Here is a 17,580-nt window from a genome sequence, read left to right as displayed (position 1 = left end):
CGCGCATGCGCCCGTCCTACTGGATCATCATCACCATCGCGGTCGCGCTGATCGGCTTCATCGTCTGGGCCAACTGGGCGACGCTGGACCAGGTGACCCGCGCCCCGGGCAAGGTCATCCCCTTCGGCCGCGTGCAGATCGTGCAGAGCGAGGAAGGCGGACCGATCTCCGCCATCAATGTGCGCGAAGGCGACCGGGTGCAGAAGGGCGACCTGCTGGTGGAGCTGGACCGCGTGAAGCTGGATGCCGGCATCCGGGAGGCACGCGCGCAAGTCGCCGCGTTGCAGAGCCGCATGGCCCGCATCAATGCGGAACTGTTCGACCGTCCGCTCAGCTTCCCGGCCTCCGTCTCGCAGTTCCCCGACTTCGTGGCGAACCAGCGCCAGCTGTTCCAGCGCCGCCGTGCCGCGCTGCAGTCCGAACTGCAGTCGCTCGGCTCCATGGCCCGGCTGCAGCGCGAGGAATTGTCACTGAACCAGCCGCTGGTCGAAAGTGGCGATGTGGCCCGTTCGGAAATCATCCGCATGCAGCGTGAGGTGGTGCAGACAGAAGGGCAGATGAGCAACATCCGCTCGCAATATATCCAGGAACTGCAGACCGAATTCACCTCGACGGAGGAGGAGCTGGTCGCCGCACAGCAGGAGCTGGCGCAGCGCGAACGATCGCTGCAGGCGGCCAATCTGGTGGCGCCGGCCACGGGCATCGTCAAGAATGTGCGCCTGACCACGATCGGCGGCGTGCTGGCGCCGGGCGACGAGGTGCTGCAGATCGTGCCCACCGAGGCACGCCTGATCGTGGAGGCGCAGGTGCCCCCGCGCGACATCGCCTATGTCCGCACCGGGCAGGAAGCCCGGGTGAACTTCGATGCCTATGATTACACGATCTACGGCTCGGCCGATGGCAAGGTGGTCTATATCAGTCCCGACACGCTGAGCGAGGAAGGGGCCGACGGATCGGTGAACACCTATTACCGGGTCACGCTGGACGTCGACATCTCCAACCTGCGGCCCCGGCGCGAGGGCGAGATCATCGACCTGCAGCCCGGCATGACCGCCACCGCCGACATCAAGACTGGCGAGCAGACCGTGTTCGAATATCTGACCAAGCCGCTGCTCAAGTCCTCGCACCAGGCGATGCGCGAACGTTGATCCGTGAAACTATCGCCCGCTCGCGCGTTCCTGTTACGGAACAGGTGTGCGGGAGCGGGCGATGGCGGACAGTGACAATGGTGCGGGCGGCATGGTTCCACCGCGCGAATATACCGGCTCTACCGGTGGCTGGGGCTCGCTCAAGGGCATCGCCCGCATTGCGCTGAAGGAACGCGCCAGCCCGGGCGCGATCGAGACTCTCAGCCGGCAGAACAAGCCCGGCGGCTATATGTGCACCTCCTGCGCCTGGGCGAAGCCGCCCAATCCGCACGCATTCGAATTCTGCGAGAATGGCGCCAAGGCGACCCTGTGGGATCTGACGAGTGACCGCTGTACGCCCGAACTCTTCGCCAGCCACACCGTCAGCGAGCTGCGCCATTGGGGCGATTACGAGCTGGAGATGCAGGGGCGGCTGCCGCAGCCGCTGCGTTATGATGCGAATACCGACCGCTACCTGCCGGTCAGCTGGGACACGGCCTTTGCCGCCATCGGGCAGAAGCTGCGGGAACTCGATCCCAAATCGGTCACCTTCTACGCGTCGGGCAAGGCCGCGCTGGAGCCGTCCTATCTCTATGCCCTGTTTGCGCGGATGTACGGGCACAACAACCTGCCCGACAGTTCGAACATGTGCCACGAGACGACCTCCGTCGGCCTGAAGAAGGTGACAGGGTCGCCGGTCGGCACCTGCACGTTCGAGGATCTGTCGAAGTGTGACGCGATCTTCTATTTCGGGCAGAATCCCGGCACCAACTCCCCGCGCATCCTGCACCCGCTGAAGGATGCGGTGGAGCGTGGTTGCAAGATCATCGTCTTCAATCCGCTGAAGGAGAAGGGGCTGATCGAATTCACCGATCCGCAGAACCCGATCCAGATGACGGTGGGCACGCCGACGAAGATGAACCACATGTACCTGCAGGTGCGCCCGGGCGGCGACATCGCGGCCATCATGGGCCTGTGCAAGCGCGTGCTGGAACGCGAGCGGCAGGCGCAGGCTGCGGGCGAGCGCGCGGTGCTGGACCATTCCTTTATCGAGCAGCACACCCACGGCATGGAGGATTTCCTGGCCAAGGTGGACGCGACCGGCTGGGAGGCGATCGAGGAGGAATCCGGCCTGACCCGCGCCGAAATGGAAGAAGCCGCCGACGTCTATTGCGCGGCCGAGCGCGTGATCGGGATCTATGGCATGGGCCTGACGCAGCATGTGCATGGCGGGCAGACCATCGGCATGCTGGTCAACCTGCTGCTGCTGCGCGGAAATATCGGCCGGGAAGGGGCGGGCTGCAATCCGATCCGCGGCCATTCCAACGTGCAGGGCCAGCGCACCGTCGGCATCACCGAGAAGGTGGAACTGGCGCCCAACGACAAATATCGCGAGCTGTTCGGCTTCGAGCCGCCGATGGAGGACGGGCACACCACCGTCGACTTCGTGGAGGCCTTGCTGGCGGGCGAGAACAAGGGCTTCATCGGCCTGGGCGGAAATCTGGCAATGGCCATTCCGGAGCATGAGCGCGCCCATGGCGCCTGGCGCGACATGGAACTGACCGTCCATATCGCCACGAAGCTGAACACCACCCATTGCATGCCGGGCAAGAGCGCGTGGATCCTGCCCTGCCTCGTCCGGTCGGAGGAGGACATGCAGGCCAGTGGGCCGCAGGCGGTCAGCATGGAGGACAGCTTCAGCCACATCTATGGCTCGCAAGGGCGGCGCTCTCCGGCAAGCGAGCTGCTGAAGTCCGAACTGGCGATCGTCGCCGGCCTGGCGCAAGCGACGCTCGATCCCAATCCGAACTGCCCGTGGGACAGCTGGACCGCCGATTACAGCCAGGTGCGTGACCTGATCGCCCGCACTTATCCTGACCAGTTTCACGACATGAATGCCCGCATGTGGCAGGCCGGCGGCTTCTATCGCGGCAATGCCGCACGTGACCGCATCTGGAAGACGGAAAGCGGCAAGGCGGAGTTCACGACGCCGACCGTCCTCAACGCCTGCGGCATCGGCCGGGCGGAGCACCGCTTCCACCTCGTCACCCTGCGGTCCAACGATCAGTTCAACACCACGATTTACGGCCATTCGGACCGGCTGCGCGGCCTCTCGGGCTCGCGCATGATCGTGCTGGTCAGCCCGGCGGAAATGCAGCGGCTGGGGCTTGTGGAAGGGCAGGAGGTGACGCTGGTCGGCGATGCGGGCGACGATGTCGTGCGCGAGGTCGGCGGGCTGACGGTGACGCCCTATGACCTGCCCGCCGGTACGCTGGCCGGCTACTTTCCCGAACTGAACCCGCTGATGCCGCTATGGTACCATGACGAGATGTCGAAGACTCCTGCCGCGAAGGGCGTGCCGGTCCGGATCAGGGCCTGATCAGCGAGGCGGCCCTTCCGCTGCATCGGTGCCCGTTCCGGCACGGTGCAGCGGCACGGGACTGCGCACGCCGTTGAACGCCAGCGACAGGGTGCCGGACCGGCGGATCAGCAGCCACGCCCCCCAGGACAATGCCAGCGTCAGCAGGTTGACCGCGATCACCTTGCCCCATGTCGGCACCGGCACGTCCTGGCCCAGCCAGGCGAGCCAGATCACGATCGGCATGTGGAACAGGTAGATCACGAAGGCGGCCTCGGTCACCGCGCGGACGGTGGGGCTCGGCCGGTCGAACCAGGTCCGTGCCGCCGCCACCAGCACCTGCGTCCAGGCAAGCGCGGCGAAGGTCGCCATGAAGCGCCCGGTCGCCGGGTGAACCTCGCCGCCCCAGTGCATCGACACGAAGGTGGCGGCGATCGCGATCACCAGCACCGTCGGGCTCAGCTGCCCGAAGCGGGCCTGCATCGCCGGCATCCGCTGCAGCAGGCAGCCTAGCGCGAAATAGGGCAGGTAGGCGATGAACTCGTCGATACGCAGGATCTGCTGGTACAGGTTGGTGGCGAAGCCCCAGTCCCAGAACGCCTCCACCGCCGCGCCTTCCCACAGACCGACGATACTGGCCGTCGCCAGCAAGACCAGCGGCAGCCGATTGGCCACCATCGTGTCAGCCCGAGGCGGAACATGCCCCCGTGCCAAGGCCGGCACGATCCGCACCAGGGCTGCGGCGATGGCGCTGCAATACAGCAGCACGATGATGAACCACAGATGCCGCACCCAATAACCGCCCGATGTCAGCGCATTGTCGCGGAAGGACCGCAGCGCTTCTGCATAAGGCAGGGTGGAGAACTCGCAGGCGAGGTTCAGCAGCGGCACCAGCGTCAGGATGGTGGCCACAAAGGGGATCCCCAGCCGCTTCACCCGCCCGCGCAACCAGGTGCCGGGTGCGCGCCGGGTCAGCAGCATGGCGGCGAAATAGCCGGCGATCAGGAAGAAGGCCGGCATGCGGAACAGGTGAATGAATTCTGCAAGCCGGTTCATGCCCGGCACGCCTTCGCCCGTGCGCACGATCCAGTCCTCGCCCGGGCGATAGCAGAGCGCCACATGGTAGGGGATGCCCAGCAACATGGCGAAGGCCCGCAGCGTATCCCAGTAATGTTCGCGCGGTGCGGGTGACGATGCCAGACTGATCAATGTTGCTTCCCCCTGACGGGGAGCAAGCCGTTACGGCCGGCTTGGTTCCCTGCGGCGTGGATGCAGCGGCCAGCTTGCCAGCCGTGCCGCAACCGCGCCGATGCTCCATCCGGCCACCACATCGCTGGGGTAATGGGCGCAGGTCGGTACCTGGATGGCGCCGATCGCGCCCGCTGCCGCCAGCGCCGCCGCTCCGTGCTGCGGATATTCGGTGGCAAAGGCGCCGGCCACCGCCAACGCGCCGGCGCTGTGACCGGAGGGGAAGCTGGACAGCTCCTTGGCCCGCTGTCCACCGACTTGCGGCCGGTGTTCCTTGCCGTCGGCGGAGCTGCGCGGGCGCCAACGATCGACCGATCCCTTGACGGCGCTCTTGGCTTGGGTGGCGATCTCATGCGCCAGCAACATGCGGGCACCGGCCCGCACCATCCGCGCATCGCCGCGCAGCAGGCCCGCCACCGCCATGCCTGCGCACAGCAGCCGCAATTGCGGCTGGTCGCCCGCCTCGCCGATGACGCGCAGCAGGCGGACCAGCGGCGTGCGGTGATGCGGATGCAGCAGGTCGCGCGTCTTGCGGTCCAGTTCGAACAAGGGTTCCGCCGCTTGCGCGATCTCGTCGGTCGTGTTCGCCATCGGCTCCTGCTCTTGTTGCATGCACTAAGCTAGGAACCGTCGCCCCTTACCGCCAGAGCGCGGCAAGCGGTTCAGCAGATGCGGGCGGCAAGCGCGCCGGCACCCGGCAATCAGCTGGGGATGCGGCGGTCGCTGTAGGTGATGCGGATGCGCACCCATTCCCCGAACCTTTCCTTGCCGCCGATCCGGGGCGGACGGACGCGGAACTGCCATGAAGCCGCCAGCACGGCGCGCAGCAGGTTGGACCCTTGCGGCTGTTCGGACAGGCCCACGCACTCTTCGACGCGGTAGCCCGTCACCACACGGCAAGTGATCAGGCCATAACCCGGGCTGTTGGCGGTGGAGAGGTAACCGGCCAGCTCGTTGTCGGTCGGTTCGCGGTACCAGCGGGCGGCATACATCGGCTCCCCGTTAGGGGCGGTGCCGACCCGTTCGGTGTCGCCCGGCATGCCGGCGCCGGCGGGCGGTGCTGGCGGGCCATAGACCTGAGCTGGTGGCGCGGCAGCCGGACGCGGGGGCGCAGGCGGGGCGCTGTCGGGCGCAGGCAGGCGGAAGGCATCGGGCCGGGGCAGGATCAGTACCGGGCGGGGCGGGGCGGCGCTGTCCGCCACGGTCGGGCGGGGCGCCGGCGGTTGCTCCTGCTCCTGGACCTGCGGCTGCTGCTCGGCCGGTTGAGTCGGCTGCTCGGCGGCAGGCTCGACCGGGCTCGGCTCCTCTGCAGGCGGGGCGGGGGCAACATCGAAGGAGGTAATCGCCGTGCCCTCCGGCTCTCCCGGACGGGTGATGCCGGTGCCCAGCGTCAGCAGCACCAGCAGCAGGACAAGTTCGATCGCCACGGCCACCGCAATGCCGATAGCGCGATCGCCGAAACGCTGCCGGAGGCGGCCGATCGGCGTCAATGCGGGGTCCTGAGACAGGGCTGGGGTGGCCATTGCCGGTGGCCATAGCGGGTGGCGCCGGCGAAACCAATCGCCGACGCCCGTCATTCCCGCATCAATGCTGCGTGTGCTGTTCCACCGCCGCCCGCAACACGTCGATCAGGTGATCGGGCGGACACGGCTTGGTGCAGGCCCATGCCTGCGGGTAGCGGGCATGGACCTCCCCCGGCGTGACATGGCCGGAATGGAAGATGATCGGCACGCCCGCTGCCGTCAGTGCATCGGCCAGCGGGAAGACCTCCCCATCCCTGGTATGGACGTCCAGGATCGCGGCATCCGGCAGATGCTCGTCGATCGCCACGAAGGCATTTTCCTTGTCGGCATAAGGTCCGTCCAGTTCGAAGCCGAGATCGCGGACCGTCTCTGACAAGTCCAGTGCGATGATAAACTCGTCTTCGACGACCAGAACCTTGGGCCGCCCGTTATTCAACGTCGCCATTTCTGTTCTCCTGCAGAGTCGGCACGGACTCTGATGCTTGACAGGACGAACAGGAGAGCAGGACGGTTGGTTCCCTGCTATGCGATCATACGCGGCCGAAGCGTTCCTCGTATCCGGCGATGTCGTCGGCCGCCAGCAGCCGGGCCTGCGTCGGCCAGTCGTCCCGCCGGATGCGGCCCTGGAAACGGCCAAGCTGCGCATCGATCCGGTCGATCTCCGCATCGTTCCATGCCGCGATCTGATCCAGCCGGGTGATGCCGAGCGACCGCAGCTGGTCCACCAGCTTGGGGCCGAGACCCTTGATCCGCAGCAGCTCGCTTTCGCCTCCATCCGCAGCGGGGAGCGGCGAATCCGCTACCATTGCCGGCGGTGGCGTCAGCGAGGCGCCGACCAGAATAGCCTCTTCCACGCCAGCCATGTCGTCGGGCACGGCACGCACCGGCTCTTCGATGGCAATTGCGGACGGAGCGGCGGCCGCCGACGGAGCAGCTACGGGAGCAGGGCTCGGGGCGGGGGCAGGGGTCAGCGACGGCGCCGGGATCGGCGATGGCGCAGCCGCCGGCGGCGCGTCGATCAGCGCCTGGTTGCGGCGGGCGGGCGCATCGGCGGTGCTCTCGTCCCGCGTCAGGTCCACCTTCGTGCGCCGGTTGGCGGCGATGATCCACAGCAAGATCAGCGCGGCAATGGCCAGCGCGATCACGACAAGCAGCCAGTTGGCCTCGATCCATTGGTTCATGGGCACTTCCTGTAATGCGCCGCCGGGGCGGCTGACAAGCTACAGCGGTTCGGGCCCGCGCAGCGGCTTGGGCGCTTCCTGCTGCTCGACCGTATCGACCTCGTCCTCCTTGGCCAGCTTGCGGGTGAACAGCACGCGATCCTCCGGCCCGAAGCCCCAGCGCCAGATCACCAGGCCGTAAGCGGCCAGGATCATCGGAATGCCGAAAACCAGTTCCGCCCATTCGGGCAGGCGGATGGCGATCTGCCCCACGGCGGTCGCGACCAGCGCCGCCCAGACCAGCGCCCAGCGCCAATTATTCACCATGTGCCCCAAAATGCGGCCGAGCAGCGTCGCTTTTGCGAGCGAGGCGGCGGCCAGCGCCACCATCAGGCAGCCCGCCGCCATCGCCGCGCGCCAGCTGCCGGGCAGGTCGTAACTGTCGGCCACCAGCATGGCGCCCACGGTCAGCACGCCCTGCAGCACGATGGTGGCGATCGACAGCCACAGATTGCGCAGTCTGGCGACATAGACCAGCGCGCTTTCGGCCACCACAGCGGTTGCCGCGACCACTTCCGCCAGCAGCAGGAAGGCGAGCGCGCCATTGCCACCCACAAAGCCGGGACCCACGATACCCATGATCGCTTCTCCCGGAATACCCAGCGCCAGCGAGACGCCGGCCTGCGCGGCGGTGATCCAGAAACCGACCTGGCACACCTGCCGGGCGATGGCGGCATAATCCCGCTCCGCCAGCTTGCGGGTCAGCACCGGGCCCAAGATGGGTTCGAAGCTGGTCTTCAGCTTCTGCGGCAGGCTGGCGACCTGCTGCGCCACGTAATAGATGCCAACCGCGGCCGGCGCGGCGAACAGGCCCAGGATGAAGATGTCCAGCCGCCTGGTGCCCCATTCGATGGCATCGGCCGCCGCCAGTGGAGAGCCGCGCGCCAGCAGCCGGCGGCTGCGGGAGAGCGAGGGTCGCCAGCCGCGCGGGCGGCCATAGGTGCGGGCATAAGGGAACAGCGCCGTCACCAGCGCGGCATAGATGCTGAGCAGGTAGGCCAGCCCCAGGCCGCTATCGGGCGTGACGTAGAACAGCACGCCCACCGCGATGCTGATGGTCCACGGCTCCACGATCGCACGCGCGCGCACCGTGGCGGCGATGTCGAAGCGGTAGGCCTGCGCCGCCAGCAGGATCTCCGTCAGCGCCAGCGCGGGGATGGCCAGCACCATCAGCCGGTCCGCCTGCGTATAGAGGCCGCTGGGGAACATCGGCTGCGGCACCAGCCACAGCACCCCGGCCGCCAGCACGCCGCTGATCGTGGCCAGCAGCAGCCCGTCGGCGATCACCGCCTCCGGCGCACGGCCGCCATCCTCCGCGCTCGGCTCCTCCGCCAGACGCTGCGCCAAGCCACGCTTCTCGCCCACGGTGCACAGCATGGCCACCAGTTCGACGATGATCACGGCGGAGGCAAAGCGGCCCAGCGCCTCCGCGCCATACAGGCGCCCGGCGATGAACAGGAACGGCAGGCGCGCGGCCAGGCGCATCATGAAGCCGATCAGGTTGGTGCGCCCGCCCTTGGCCAGCGCCGCCATGTCGCCGCTGGAGGACCGGTCGTCCGCGGCCTCGCTCAAGCGCCCGGCCCTTCGGCGACGAGCGGACGGGCCAGCAGCGCGTCGGCGATGGCGCGCGCGGGTGCCCCCTGCAGCAGGCGATGCACCGCGTCGCAGATCGGCATGGCGATGCCGCGGCGGGCGGCGAGTTCGGCCAGCACGGGCGCGGTATGCGCGCCTTCCGCCACGGTGCGGCGATCGGTCAGCAGGGCGGCGGGCGCCTGCCCTTCGCCCACCGCCTTGCCCAGGCTGAAATTGCGGCTGGCGGTGGAGGAACAGGTCAGCACCAGATCGCCCAGGCCGCACAGCCCGGCCAGCGTCTCCGCCCGCCCGCCCAGCGCCGTGCCGAAGCGCAGCATTTCGGCATAGCCACGGGAAATCAGCGCCGCCCGGGCGTTGAGGCCCAGGCCCAGCCCGTCGACCACGCCGCAGGCGATGGCGAGCACGTTCTTGATCGCGCCGCCCACTTCGGCCCCGGCGACGTCGTCCGTGTAATAGGGGCGGAAGGTCCGGCGGGCGATGGCGGGTGACAGCCGTGCCCACTGCGCCTCGCCACCGGCGCAGGCCAGCGTCACCGCGGTGGGCAGGCCGGCGGCGACCTCATGCGCGAAGGTGGGGCCGGACAGGACGGCGATCTCCGCCGCCGGCGCATGATCGTGGGCGACCTGATGCAGCAGGCGCAGCGACCCCGCCTCGATCCCCTTGGCGCACAGCACCAGGTCACGCGGGATCGCCGGCATGGCGGACAGCACGCTGCCCAGATGCTGCGCCGGGGTTACCAGCAGCGCTATGTCCGCTGCGCCCGCTTCGGCAAGGTCGGCAGTGGCGCGGATCGTGGGCGCCAGCACGGCGCCGGGCAGGTAGGGCTGGTTGCCTTCGCCATTGTTGATGGCATCGGCCAGCCCGGCCTCCCGCGCCCACAGGGTCACGGGCGTGCCATTGGCGGCCAGCATCTGCGCCAGGGCGGTGCCCCAGGCACCGGCGCCGATCACGCTGATCGCGCTCATCCCTTCACCCCCGCGCCGCGCACCGGCTCCGCCGCCGGGTCCAGCGGCCAGCGCGGCCGGGCGGAGATGTCCAGCGGATCGGACGCGAAGCCGGCCTGCAGCCGCTCGATCCCGGCCCAGGCGATCATCGCCGCATTGTCCGTGCACAAGGATGGCGGCGGAGCGACGAAGCGCAGGTCGTGGTCGGCCGCGAGCCCTTCCAGCGCGGCACGCACCGCGCGATTGCTGGCGACACCGCCGGCCACGACCAGCGCGCCGACCGGGCCCATGCCGGCCAGCCCGCGCCGTGTGCGGTCCAGCAGGCAGTCGATCGCGACCCGCTGGAAGCTGGCGGCGATGTCGGCCGTGGCATGCAGGCCGCTATCCTGCGCGCGTAGCACGGCGCTCTTCAGGCCGGCGAAGCTGAAATGCGGCTCGGCACTGCCGAACAAGGGGCGGGGCAGGGGAACGGCGCGGGGATCGCCGGTGGCGGCGTGCCGCTCCACCGCCGGGCCGCCGGGAAAGCCGAGGCCCAGGATCTTGGCGGTCTTGTCGAATGCCTCTCCTAGTGCATCGTCGATGGTGGTGGCAATGCGGGTATACCGGCCCACGCCATCCACCCGCAGCAGCTGGCAATGACCGCCCGACACCAGCAGCAGGGCATAGGGGAAGGCCAGCGCCGGATCGGCCAGGCGGGGGCTGAGCGCGTGCCCTTCCAGGTGGTTGATCGCCAGCAACGGCTTGTCGCCCGCCATGGCCAGCGCCTTGGCCGTGACGAGGCCGACCATGACCCCGCCGATCAGGCCCGGTCCGGCGGTGGCGGCAATGGCGTCGCAATCGGCCAGCGTCACTTGCGCCTCGGCCAGCACCCGCTCGATCATGGGGGTCAGCCGCTCCGCATGCGCGCGCGCCGCGATCTCCGGCACCACACCGCCGAACGGGGCGTGGTCCGCATCCTGGCTGGCGATGGCCTGCGCCACGATCGTGCGATCGGCGGTGACCAGCGCCGCGGCCGTCTCGTCGCAGCTGCTTTCAATACCCAGTACCAGCATGGTGTGCTTGCCCTTGGACAAAGAGCGGCTTTAGGGCAAGCGGACCCGCAATGCCCGAAATCATTCTCCGTCTCGGCACCCGCCGCTCGCCGCTCGCCATGGCGCAGGCGCTGGAAACACGTGACCGGCTGGCCACAGCCCACGGCTTTTCGCCCGATGCCATCGAACTCGTGCCCGTGACCGCCAGCGGCGACAAGGTGCAGGATCGGGCGCTGGCGGATATCGGCGGCAAGGCGCTGTGGACCCGCGAGCTGGATGAATGGCTGGCGGAAGGGCGGATCGACGGTGCCGTGCACTCGCTGAAGGATGTGGAAACGCTACGCCCGCCCGAACTGGCGCTGGCCGCGATCCTGCCGCGTGCGGACAAGCGCGACCGCCTGCTGGGCGCGGCCAGCATCTCGGCCCTGCCGCAAGGCGCGGTTGTCGGCACCAGCGCGCCCCGCCGGGCGGCGCAGCTGCTGCATCTGCGGCCCGATTGCCGGGTGGTGACGTTTCGCGGCAATGTTGCCACTCGCATGGCCAAGCTGGCGGCCGGAGAGGTGGATGCCACCTTCCTGGCAGCGGCCGGCCTGGAACGGCTGGGGGAAAGCGGCGTCGGTCACCCGCTCGACCCGGAGGAATGGCTGCCGGCTCCGTCGCAAGGGGCCATCGGCGTAGAATGCCGGGCGGACGACAGTCGCGCGCGCGACTTGTTGGCCGCCATCGACCACGCGCCCAGCCGGGCCGAGGTGATGGCGGAGCGCGCCTTGCTGGCTGCGCTCGGCGGCAATTGCCACAGCCCGATCGCCGTACTCAGCGACGGGACGACACTGATCGCCGCCCTGTTCAGCCCGGATGGCGCGGAAAAGGTGTGGGGGCAGGGCAGCGATCCCGCTGCGCTCGCCGCCGACCTGCTCGCCCGCGCGACGGAAGGGATCGCGGTGCATTTCAGCGGACCGCCGGCATGAGCGCCGGCGTGCCGGTCGTCGTCATCCGCCCGGAACCCGGTAACGCCGCCACCGTCGCTGCCGGATCCGCGCTGAACCTGTCTATGCAGGCGCACCCGCTATTTGCCGTTCAACCGCTGCCCTGGACCGCCCGGCCGCCGGGTGAGATCGACGCGTTGCTGCTGGGCAGTGCCAATGCGCTGCGTCATGCGGGAGCGCAGCTGGCCTCGTATCGCGGCAAGCCGGCCCTGTGCGTGGGGGTCGCGACGGCGGAAGCCGCGCAGGCGGCGGGGCTGGTGGTGCGGGCGGTCGGCACTGGCGGGCTGCAGCAGGTGCTGGACGCGCAACCTTCCTGCCCGCCACGATTGCTGCGGCTGGGAGGACGCAGCCATGTGCCGGTGGATCCGCCCCCAGGCGTCACGATCAGCTTCGTGCCCGTGTACGAAGTCCTGCCGCAGCCGCTCGGCGCCGATCTGCAGGCGGTGCTGCACCGGCCGTGCATTGTCCTGCTGCATTCGGCGGATGCGGCCGCGCATCTGGCGGCGGAGTTCACGCGGCTGCATCTGCCGCGCGGGCAGGTCACGCTGGCGAGCCTGGGCCCCCGCATCTCCGCGGCTGCGGGAGAGGGCTGGCGCCATGTCGCGGATGCCGGCCAACCGACCGATCCCGCATTGCTGGCCCTTGCTGCGCAACTGTGCCATGACCTGCCGTGATGGAGCGTTACGGATACGGCGGGAGGGGCACGAGCCCGCTTGGCGAGATGAGCGAGACCGGCTTCCCGGCCGATGAGCCTGCGCGCAGGATGCCGCGCGGCGGTGGTCGCACGCGGGCCATGCTGGGCCTGGCGGCGGGCGCCTTCCTGCTGGGCGCGGCCGCGATCTACCTGGTGGATCACCGGCAAGAGGTGGCTGATGGCACGCTCTTTTCCCTGAATGAGCCCGCAGTTCAGCCCGAAGCGCCCGCCGCAACGGTGCCGCGGGCAGCGGCGCGGCCCGTGGTCGTGCCTCCCATGCCGGAGCCGATCGAGGATCGCATCGCCACATTGGAGCAGCGGCTCGCCCGGCTGGACCTGCGGGCGGAGGCGGCCGCCGGCAATGCGGCCCGGGCCGAAGGGCTGCTGATCGCCTTCGCCGCGCGTCGCGCGCTCGATCGCGGAGCGCCGCTCGGCTATCTGGCGGACCAGCTGCGGCTACGCTTTGCCGACGGCCACCCCAATGCGGTGGGCACGGTGATCGCCGCTGCCGCCGATCCGGTCACCCTGGACCAGCTGATCGCGCGGCTCGACGGGCTGCATACCAGGCTGGCCGGTGCGCCCGATGACGAAGGTGTGTGGACCTGGCTGCGGCGCGAGGCGAGCCACCTGTTCGTGATCCGCCGCGAGGATACGCCGTCACCCGCCGCCGAACAGCGGCTGAGGCGCGCGCGCCTGTTCCTGGAAACCGGCCGGGTCAATTCCGCCGTCGCGGAGGTGCGCCTGCTGCCCAACGCCGCCAGCGCGGCCGACTGGCTGGGCGATGCCCGCCGCTTCGCCGCCGCGCAGAAGGCGCTGGACCTGCTGGAGACCGCCGCCATCCTGGATGCGCGCACCTTGCGCGACAGTGCCGGGCAGCCGGTGGAGCAGCTGAGCCCGGCGGCCGAGCCGCCGATGGGCGAGGTGTCAGCCGCGGAGTAGTTCGGGCAGGTCGCCTGAAACGCCGCGCGCCTCGTCCATGAACCAGCGCTTCAGCGCGGGGGTGCGCTGCACCACGCCCATGCCCAGCCGGCGCGCCGCGCTGGGCAGGCGACCGGGAACGCCGAACAGCCGGGTCAGTCCGTCGGTCGCCAGCGCCACGGTAAAGGTGTCGAGCCCGCGCCACGTTTCGTAACGGGCCAGCAGCTGCGCGTCGCCGGGATCGAGCCCGATCCGGCGACCATCCGCCAGCACCTCCACCAGCGCGCCGACATCGCGCAGCCCCAGATTGAAGCCCTGCCCGGCGATCGGGTGGATGCCGTGCCCGGCATCGCCCACCAGCGCCAGCCGGTCGGCGGTGATCTTCGCCGTATGGTGGAAGCCCAGCGGCCAGCCGGCGCGCGGGCCGTTCAGTTCCAGCGCGCCGAACATGCCGCCCATGCGCTTGCCCACCTCCGCCAGGAAGGCGCGGGGGGACAGCGCCAGTATGCCGGCGGCGTCATCCTCGTTCACGGTCCAGACCAGCGCGCTGCGATGGCGGCCCTGCGCATCATCCTGCAGCGGCAGCAGCGCGAAGGGGCCGGCGGAATAGAAGATCTCCCACGCGACACCGCCATGCGGCCGTTCGTGGATCAGCCCGGCGATGATCGCGCGGTGGCGGTAATCCCAGCGGGCGACATTGATGCCCGCTTCCTCGCGAGTCGGCGATTGCCGCCCTTCCGCCGCCACCATCAGCGCAGCCTCCAGCCGGGTGCCATCGGCCAGCGTGGCGGCGACGCCATGTTCACCGCGTTCGCGGGTGACGACATGCGCCTTCTGATGCCACTGGATCAGCGGCTCGCGCTCCGCCGCGCGGAACAGCGCCAGGCGCAGGTCGCGATTGGCGAACATCCGGCCCAGGGTGCCCTCGTGCGGTTCGGGCTGAAAGTCGATCCGGCCCGGGCGCATGGCATCCGTCACCGCGATCGAGGTGATCGGGCAGCCCAGTGGCTCCAGCCCCTCGGCGATGCCCAGATTGATGAACAGGTTCCAGCTGGCGGTGCTGATCGCGCTGGCGCGTCCGTCAAAGCCGTCGGCGGTCAGTTCGGCCATGTCGGCCCGGTCGACCACATGGCTGGCCATCCCCTTGCGGGCCGCGGCCAGCGCCAGGGTCATGCCCACCAGTCCGCCGCCCAGGATCAGGAGTTCGCGCTTGTCCGCCATGGGGCAGCGTCCTAGAGGCACAGATACTATGGGCGCAAGCATGATGGCAGTGATCCGGTGCCTGCTGGCGCTGCTGGCCCTCTGGGTCGTACCGGCCCATGCGCAGGTTGCGCCTCCCACGCACATCGCCCCCGAGCTCGCCGTCGAGCAGGCGGCGGTGCCGGGCGCAGAGGTCACGCTGGCGCTGGCCTTCCGGCCGGAAGCGGGCTGGCATGGCTATTGGTCCAACCCCGGCGATGCCGGCTATGGCATGCGGCTAGACTGGACGCTGCCCGATGGGTGGAGCGTGGGCGATCCCCTTTACCCCGTGCCGCAGCGGTTGCTGATCGGCGGGCTGATGAACCACGTCTATGAAGGGCCCTATGCCGTGCTGCTGCCGTTGCGCGTGCCCGCCGGGGCGAGCGGCATCGTGCCAATCCAGGTGCAGGCGGAATGGCTGGCCTGTACCGACCAGATCTGCGTGCCGGAAAGCGCGACCCTGACCCTGCGGCTGGCTGTGACCGGTTCCGGCCTGCCGCTGCCGGTGCGCGATACGCGGTTCGACCAATGGCGCGCCGCGCTTCCGCCGCTGATCGACCAGCCGGCCCGGTTTGAGCTGACCGAGGAGGCCCTGCGCATCGCCATTCCGCTGCCGGCCAGCGCGCCGCTGGGTGCGCCGCATCTGTTCCTGCAGACGGAGCAGGTCGTGGATTACGGTGGCGAGCAGCGGTTCTTCCGGGCCGGCGACCTGCTGGTGGCGGAACTGCCGCGGGCCAGCCTGCGGACGCAGCCGCAGACGATCGCCGGTGTGCTGACGACAGGCGAGGGCATGCAGGGGCTGCGGTTCGCGGGCATTCCCGGTCCGGTCCCGTCAGGCGGAGATCCGGTGGGCGATGCCGCTGCGCCCAACGCGCCGTTCTGGGCGCTGATCGGCGGAGCGTTGCTGGGCGGGCTGATCCTGAACCTGATGCCTTGCGTGTTCCCGATCCTGAGCCTGAAGGCACTGACCTTGGCCCGCGCGGGCGAGAGTGCCGGCGGCGCCCGGCGGGAGGCGCTGGCCTATAGCGCCGGTGTGCTGCTCGCCTGCCTGGCGCTGGGCGGGCTGCTGCTGGCCTTGCGCGCAGGGGGCAGCCAGATCGGCTGGGCCTTCCAGCTGCAGCAGCCAGCCGTGGTGGTGGCCCTGCTGGTGCTCAGCCTGGCGATCACGGCCAATCTGGCGGGCCTGTACGAATTGCCGGCTCTCTCCTTCACCCGCGCAGGCGGCCGGTCCAGCGCCTTTGCCACCGGCCTGCTGGCAGCCTTTGTGGCGACGCCGTGCACCGGACCGTTCATGGCAGCCGCGATGGGCGCGGCGCTGCTGCTGCCATGGTGGCAGGGGCTGGTGCTGTTCGCCATACTGGGGCTGGGCCTGGCGCTGCCGTTCCTGGCGCTGGGCTTCGTGCCGGCGCTGCGGCGGATGCTGCCGCGTCCGGGCGCGTGGATGCAGCGGCTGCAGCGTGTGCTGGCGGTGCCGATGGGCCTGACCGCGCTGGGCCTGTTGTGGCTGGCATGGCGGCTGGGCGGCACAGGCTTCGCGCTGCTGGCCCTCGCGCTGGCCGTGCTGGTCGTCGGTCTGCTGGTGCTGTGGCGGCGGAGCGAGTGGGCGAAGCTGGCGGGCGCGGCGGCATTGTGCGTCGCAGTGGCGGCGGTGCTGCCCTTCGCTCATGCGGAGCCGGCGGCGTCGGATGATGCAGGGCTGCTCGCGCCCGAGCCGTTCAGCGAGGCGGCACTGGCGCAGGCGCGAGCGAGCGGCAAGCCGGTCTTCGTGTGGTTCACCGCCGACTGGTGCCTGACCTGCAAGGTCAATGAAGGCGCCGCGATCGAGCGGGAAGCGACCCGTGCCGCTTTCGAGCAGGCGGGCGCGGTGGCCCTGCGTGGCGACTGGACGCGCAGCGATCCTGCCATCACCCGTTTCCTGACCGCGCACGGCGCCGCCGGCGTGCCGCTCTATCTGTGGTATGCACCGGGAGCCGAGGCGCAGGTGCTGCCGCAGGTGCTGTCGCCCGGGATCCTGCCGGAACTCGCCCGCAGGCGTTAGGGCCGGCTGGTATCCAGCGCTCCGACCGCCTGCTCGATCCGCTGCGCGCGCTGCATCGCGCCGCCCGCCCGGCACCAGCGCACGAACTCCGCCGGAATGCGGCTGGCGCCGACCACCAGCGTGCCACCGCCCGGCAATGTCGCCTCGATCGTGCGCGGACCGCTGAAGACCGACAGCTGCGGATCGGTCGCGGCGACCGCGCCCTGCCAGCGCCACTTTCCGCCGACCAGCGCCGCATCGACCTTGAACCGGGAGATCGCACCATTGCCGATCACCGGGAACAGCGCCTGCTGTCCCGGACGGGCCGCCACATGCCGCACGATGGCCATGCGCGGCGGATCGTCGCGCAGCCGGCAGGTCAGGGACAGGAACGGTTCGGCATCCTTGTCGCCATAGGCGATCGACTGCCCGTCCGCACTGACGGTCCAGCTTGCGCCGGATGTGTCAGGGCTGGGCAGCACCGGATCATTGTTGCCGCGCGTCTGCTCGCGGGTGAAGCGGCTAGTTTCGCCCTCGCCATCGCTGCCGCAAGCGGCGGGGATCAGAATCAGGGCGAGCAGGGACAGGCGGCAGGCGGTGCGGCGGATCATGTGGCCCCATGGCTGGCGGGCCGCGCCGATGCAAGCGGGTGTGAAACCGCCACGAGGCCAGCGGGTTGAG

16 protein-coding genes are annotated in these 17,580 nt (G+C 69.7%); 6 read left to right on the top strand and 10 right to left on the bottom strand.

Annotated features, from left to right (window positions below; translation table 11 throughout):
• Nucleotides 1–5 precede the first annotated feature (5 nt).
• Both D5S08_RS02395 and D5S08_RS02390 read left to right on the top strand, forming a co-directional pair.
• Nucleotides 6–1,148, top strand: coding sequence for a beta-barrel domain-containing protein (locus D5S08_RS02395; protein WP_121115111.1), 1,143 nt, complete (start codon nucleotides 6–8; stop codon nucleotides 1,146–1,148).
• Between the two features lie 61 nt (nucleotides 1,149–1,209).
• Complete coding sequence (locus D5S08_RS02390) at nucleotides 1,210–3,507, top strand: FdhF/YdeP family oxidoreductase (protein ID WP_121115109.1); 2,298 nt, start codon at nucleotides 1,210–1,212, stop codon at nucleotides 3,505–3,507.
• On the opposite strand, the gene D5S08_RS02385 is transcribed toward D5S08_RS02390, so the two are convergent.
• From D5S08_RS02385 to tsaD, 8 genes are all read right to left on the bottom strand, one after another.
• Nucleotides 3,508–4,695, bottom strand: coding sequence for an acyltransferase family protein (locus D5S08_RS02385; RefSeq protein WP_126665473.1), 1,188 nt, complete (start codon nucleotides 4,693–4,695; stop codon nucleotides 3,508–3,510).
• A 30-nt stretch (nucleotides 4,696–4,725) separates the two neighbouring features.
• Nucleotides 4,726–5,325: a phosphatase PAP2 family protein gene (locus D5S08_RS02380; RefSeq protein WP_162301901.1), complete on the bottom strand. Its 600-nt coding sequence runs from the start codon at nucleotides 5,323–5,325 to the stop codon at nucleotides 4,726–4,728.
• A gap of 110 nt (nucleotides 5,326–5,435) precedes the next feature.
• Entirely contained in the window at nucleotides 5,436–6,257 is an 822-nt protein-coding gene (locus D5S08_RS02375; RefSeq protein ID WP_121115103.1) for a hypothetical protein, read from the bottom strand.
• Between the two features lie 61 nt (nucleotides 6,258–6,318).
• Complete coding sequence (locus D5S08_RS02370) at nucleotides 6,319–6,702, bottom strand: response regulator (protein ID WP_121115101.1); 384 nt, start codon at nucleotides 6,700–6,702, stop codon at nucleotides 6,319–6,321.
• 85 nt (nucleotides 6,703–6,787) lie between these two features.
• Complete coding sequence (locus D5S08_RS02365) at nucleotides 6,788–7,438, bottom strand: hypothetical protein (protein ID WP_121115098.1); 651 nt, start codon at nucleotides 7,436–7,438, stop codon at nucleotides 6,788–6,790.
• Between the two features lie 39 nt (nucleotides 7,439–7,477).
• Nucleotides 7,478–9,010: a lipopolysaccharide biosynthesis protein gene (locus D5S08_RS02360; RefSeq protein WP_121115476.1), complete on the bottom strand. Its 1,533-nt coding sequence runs from the start codon at nucleotides 9,008–9,010 to the stop codon at nucleotides 7,478–7,480.
• 35 nt (nucleotides 9,011–9,045) lie between these two features.
• On the bottom strand, nucleotides 9,046–10,035 hold the full coding sequence (locus tag D5S08_RS02355) for an NAD(P)H-dependent glycerol-3-phosphate dehydrogenase (RefSeq protein WP_121115096.1): 990 nt from the start codon (nucleotides 10,033–10,035) through the stop codon (nucleotides 9,046–9,048).
• On the bottom strand, nucleotides 10,032–11,066 hold the full coding sequence (tsaD, locus tag D5S08_RS02350; protein ID WP_121115473.1) for a tRNA (adenosine(37)-N6)-threonylcarbamoyltransferase complex transferase subunit TsaD: 1,035 nt from the start codon (nucleotides 11,064–11,066) through the stop codon (nucleotides 10,032–10,034). Before tsaD ends, D5S08_RS02355 begins: the two co-directional genes overlap by 4 nt.
• Nucleotides 11,067–11,116: 50 nt before the next feature.
• Here tsaD and hemC point away from each other — a divergent pair, with 50 nt between their 5' ends.
• Genes hemC through D5S08_RS02335 form a run of 3 tightly spaced genes read left to right on the top strand, consistent with a single transcriptional unit; the run spans nucleotide 11,117 to nucleotide 13,664 of the window.
• A complete protein-coding gene (gene hemC / locus D5S08_RS02345; RefSeq protein WP_121115094.1) occupies nucleotides 11,117–12,013 on the top strand; it encodes a hydroxymethylbilane synthase in 897 nt (298 codons plus the stop codon).
• Entirely contained in the window at nucleotides 12,010–12,705 is a 696-nt protein-coding gene (locus D5S08_RS02340; RefSeq protein WP_121115092.1) for a uroporphyrinogen-III synthase, read from the top strand. The genes hemC and D5S08_RS02340 overlap by 4 nt, the downstream gene beginning before the upstream one ends.
• Nucleotides 12,705–13,664, top strand: a complete 960-nt coding sequence (locus tag D5S08_RS02335) for an MICOS complex subunit MIC60 (RefSeq protein WP_241557172.1) — start codon at nucleotides 12,705–12,707, stop codon at nucleotides 13,662–13,664. Before D5S08_RS02340 ends, D5S08_RS02335 begins: the two co-directional genes overlap by 1 nt.
• Here the strand turns inward: D5S08_RS02335 and D5S08_RS02330 are convergent.
• Entirely contained in the window at nucleotides 13,650–14,864 is a 1,215-nt protein-coding gene (locus D5S08_RS02330) for an FAD-dependent monooxygenase (RefSeq protein ID WP_121115090.1), read from the bottom strand. The two genes, D5S08_RS02335 and D5S08_RS02330, sit on opposite strands and share 15 nt — an antisense overlap.
• A gap of 40 nt (nucleotides 14,865–14,904) precedes the next feature.
• On the opposite strand from D5S08_RS02330, the gene D5S08_RS02325 reads away from it, so the two are divergent.
• Nucleotides 14,905–16,920, top strand: coding sequence for a protein-disulfide reductase DsbD family protein (locus D5S08_RS02325; RefSeq protein ID WP_241557171.1), 2,016 nt, complete (start codon nucleotides 14,905–14,907; stop codon nucleotides 16,918–16,920).
• Here D5S08_RS02325 and D5S08_RS02320 read toward each other — a convergent pair.
• The gene (locus tag D5S08_RS02320) at nucleotides 16,917–17,510 is read right to left on the bottom strand and encodes a hypothetical protein (protein WP_121115086.1); all 594 of its coding nucleotides are present in this window, start codon (nucleotides 17,508–17,510) and stop codon (nucleotides 16,917–16,919) included. The genes D5S08_RS02325 and D5S08_RS02320 overlap by 4 nt on opposite strands.
• Nucleotides 17,511–17,580: the final 70 nt, after the last annotated feature.

The organism is Croceibacterium ferulae, assembly GCF_003660445.1.
Taxonomy (GTDB): Bacteria; Pseudomonadota; Alphaproteobacteria; order Sphingomonadales; family Sphingomonadaceae; genus Croceibacterium; species Croceibacterium ferulae.
The sequence above is the reverse complement of the archived record's forward strand: the minus strand, read 5'-3'. Positions and strand labels throughout refer to the sequence as shown.

What these genes read in the sequence shown, in the direction of transcription:
- D5S08_RS02330 (WP_121115090.1), bottom strand. Translation starts at nt 14,864, where the DNA reads ATGGCGGACAAGCGCGAACTCCTGATCCTGGGCGGCGGACTGGTGGGC.
- D5S08_RS02395 (WP_121115111.1), top strand. Translation starts at nt 6, where the DNA reads ATGCGCCCGTCCTACTGGATCATCATCACCATCGCGGTCGCGCTGATC.
- tsaD (WP_121115473.1), bottom strand. Translation starts at nt 11,066, where the DNA reads ATGCTGGTACTGGGTATTGAAAGCAGCTGCGACGAGACGGCCGCGGCG.
- D5S08_RS02390 (WP_121115109.1), top strand. Translation starts at nt 1,210, where the DNA reads ATGGCGGACAGTGACAATGGTGCGGGCGGCATGGTTCCACCGCGCGAA.
- D5S08_RS02355 (WP_121115096.1), bottom strand. Translation starts at nt 10,035, where the DNA reads ATGAGCGCGATCAGCGTGATCGGCGCCGGTGCCTGGGGCACCGCCCTG.
- D5S08_RS02335 (WP_241557172.1), top strand. Translation starts at nt 12,705, where the DNA reads ATGGAGCGTTACGGATACGGCGGGAGGGGCACGAGCCCGCTTGGCGAG.
- D5S08_RS02370 (WP_121115101.1), bottom strand. Translation starts at nt 6,702, where the DNA reads ATGGCGACGTTGAATAACGGGCGGCCCAAGGTTCTGGTCGTCGAAGAC.
- hemC (WP_121115094.1), top strand. Translation starts at nt 11,117, where the DNA reads ATGCCCGAAATCATTCTCCGTCTCGGCACCCGCCGCTCGCCGCTCGCC.
- D5S08_RS02360 (WP_121115476.1), bottom strand. Translation starts at nt 9,010, where the DNA reads ATGGCGGCGCTGGCCAAGGGCGGGCGCACCAACCTGATCGGCTTCATG.
- D5S08_RS02320 (WP_121115086.1), bottom strand. Translation starts at nt 17,510, where the DNA reads ATGATCCGCCGCACCGCCTGCCGCCTGTCCCTGCTCGCCCTGATTCTG.
- D5S08_RS02365 (WP_121115098.1), bottom strand. Translation starts at nt 7,438, where the DNA reads ATGAACCAATGGATCGAGGCCAACTGGCTGCTTGTCGTGATCGCGCTG.
- D5S08_RS02340 (WP_121115092.1), top strand. Translation starts at nt 12,010, where the DNA reads ATGAGCGCCGGCGTGCCGGTCGTCGTCATCCGCCCGGAACCCGGTAAC.
- D5S08_RS02380 (WP_162301901.1), bottom strand. Translation starts at nt 5,325, where the DNA reads ATGGCGAACACGACCGACGAGATCGCGCAAGCGGCGGAACCCTTGTTC.
- D5S08_RS02375 (WP_121115103.1), bottom strand. Translation starts at nt 6,257, where the DNA reads ATGGCCACCCCAGCCCTGTCTCAGGACCCCGCATTGACGCCGATCGGC.
- D5S08_RS02325 (WP_241557171.1), top strand. Translation starts at nt 14,905, where the DNA reads ATGATGGCAGTGATCCGGTGCCTGCTGGCGCTGCTGGCCCTCTGGGTC.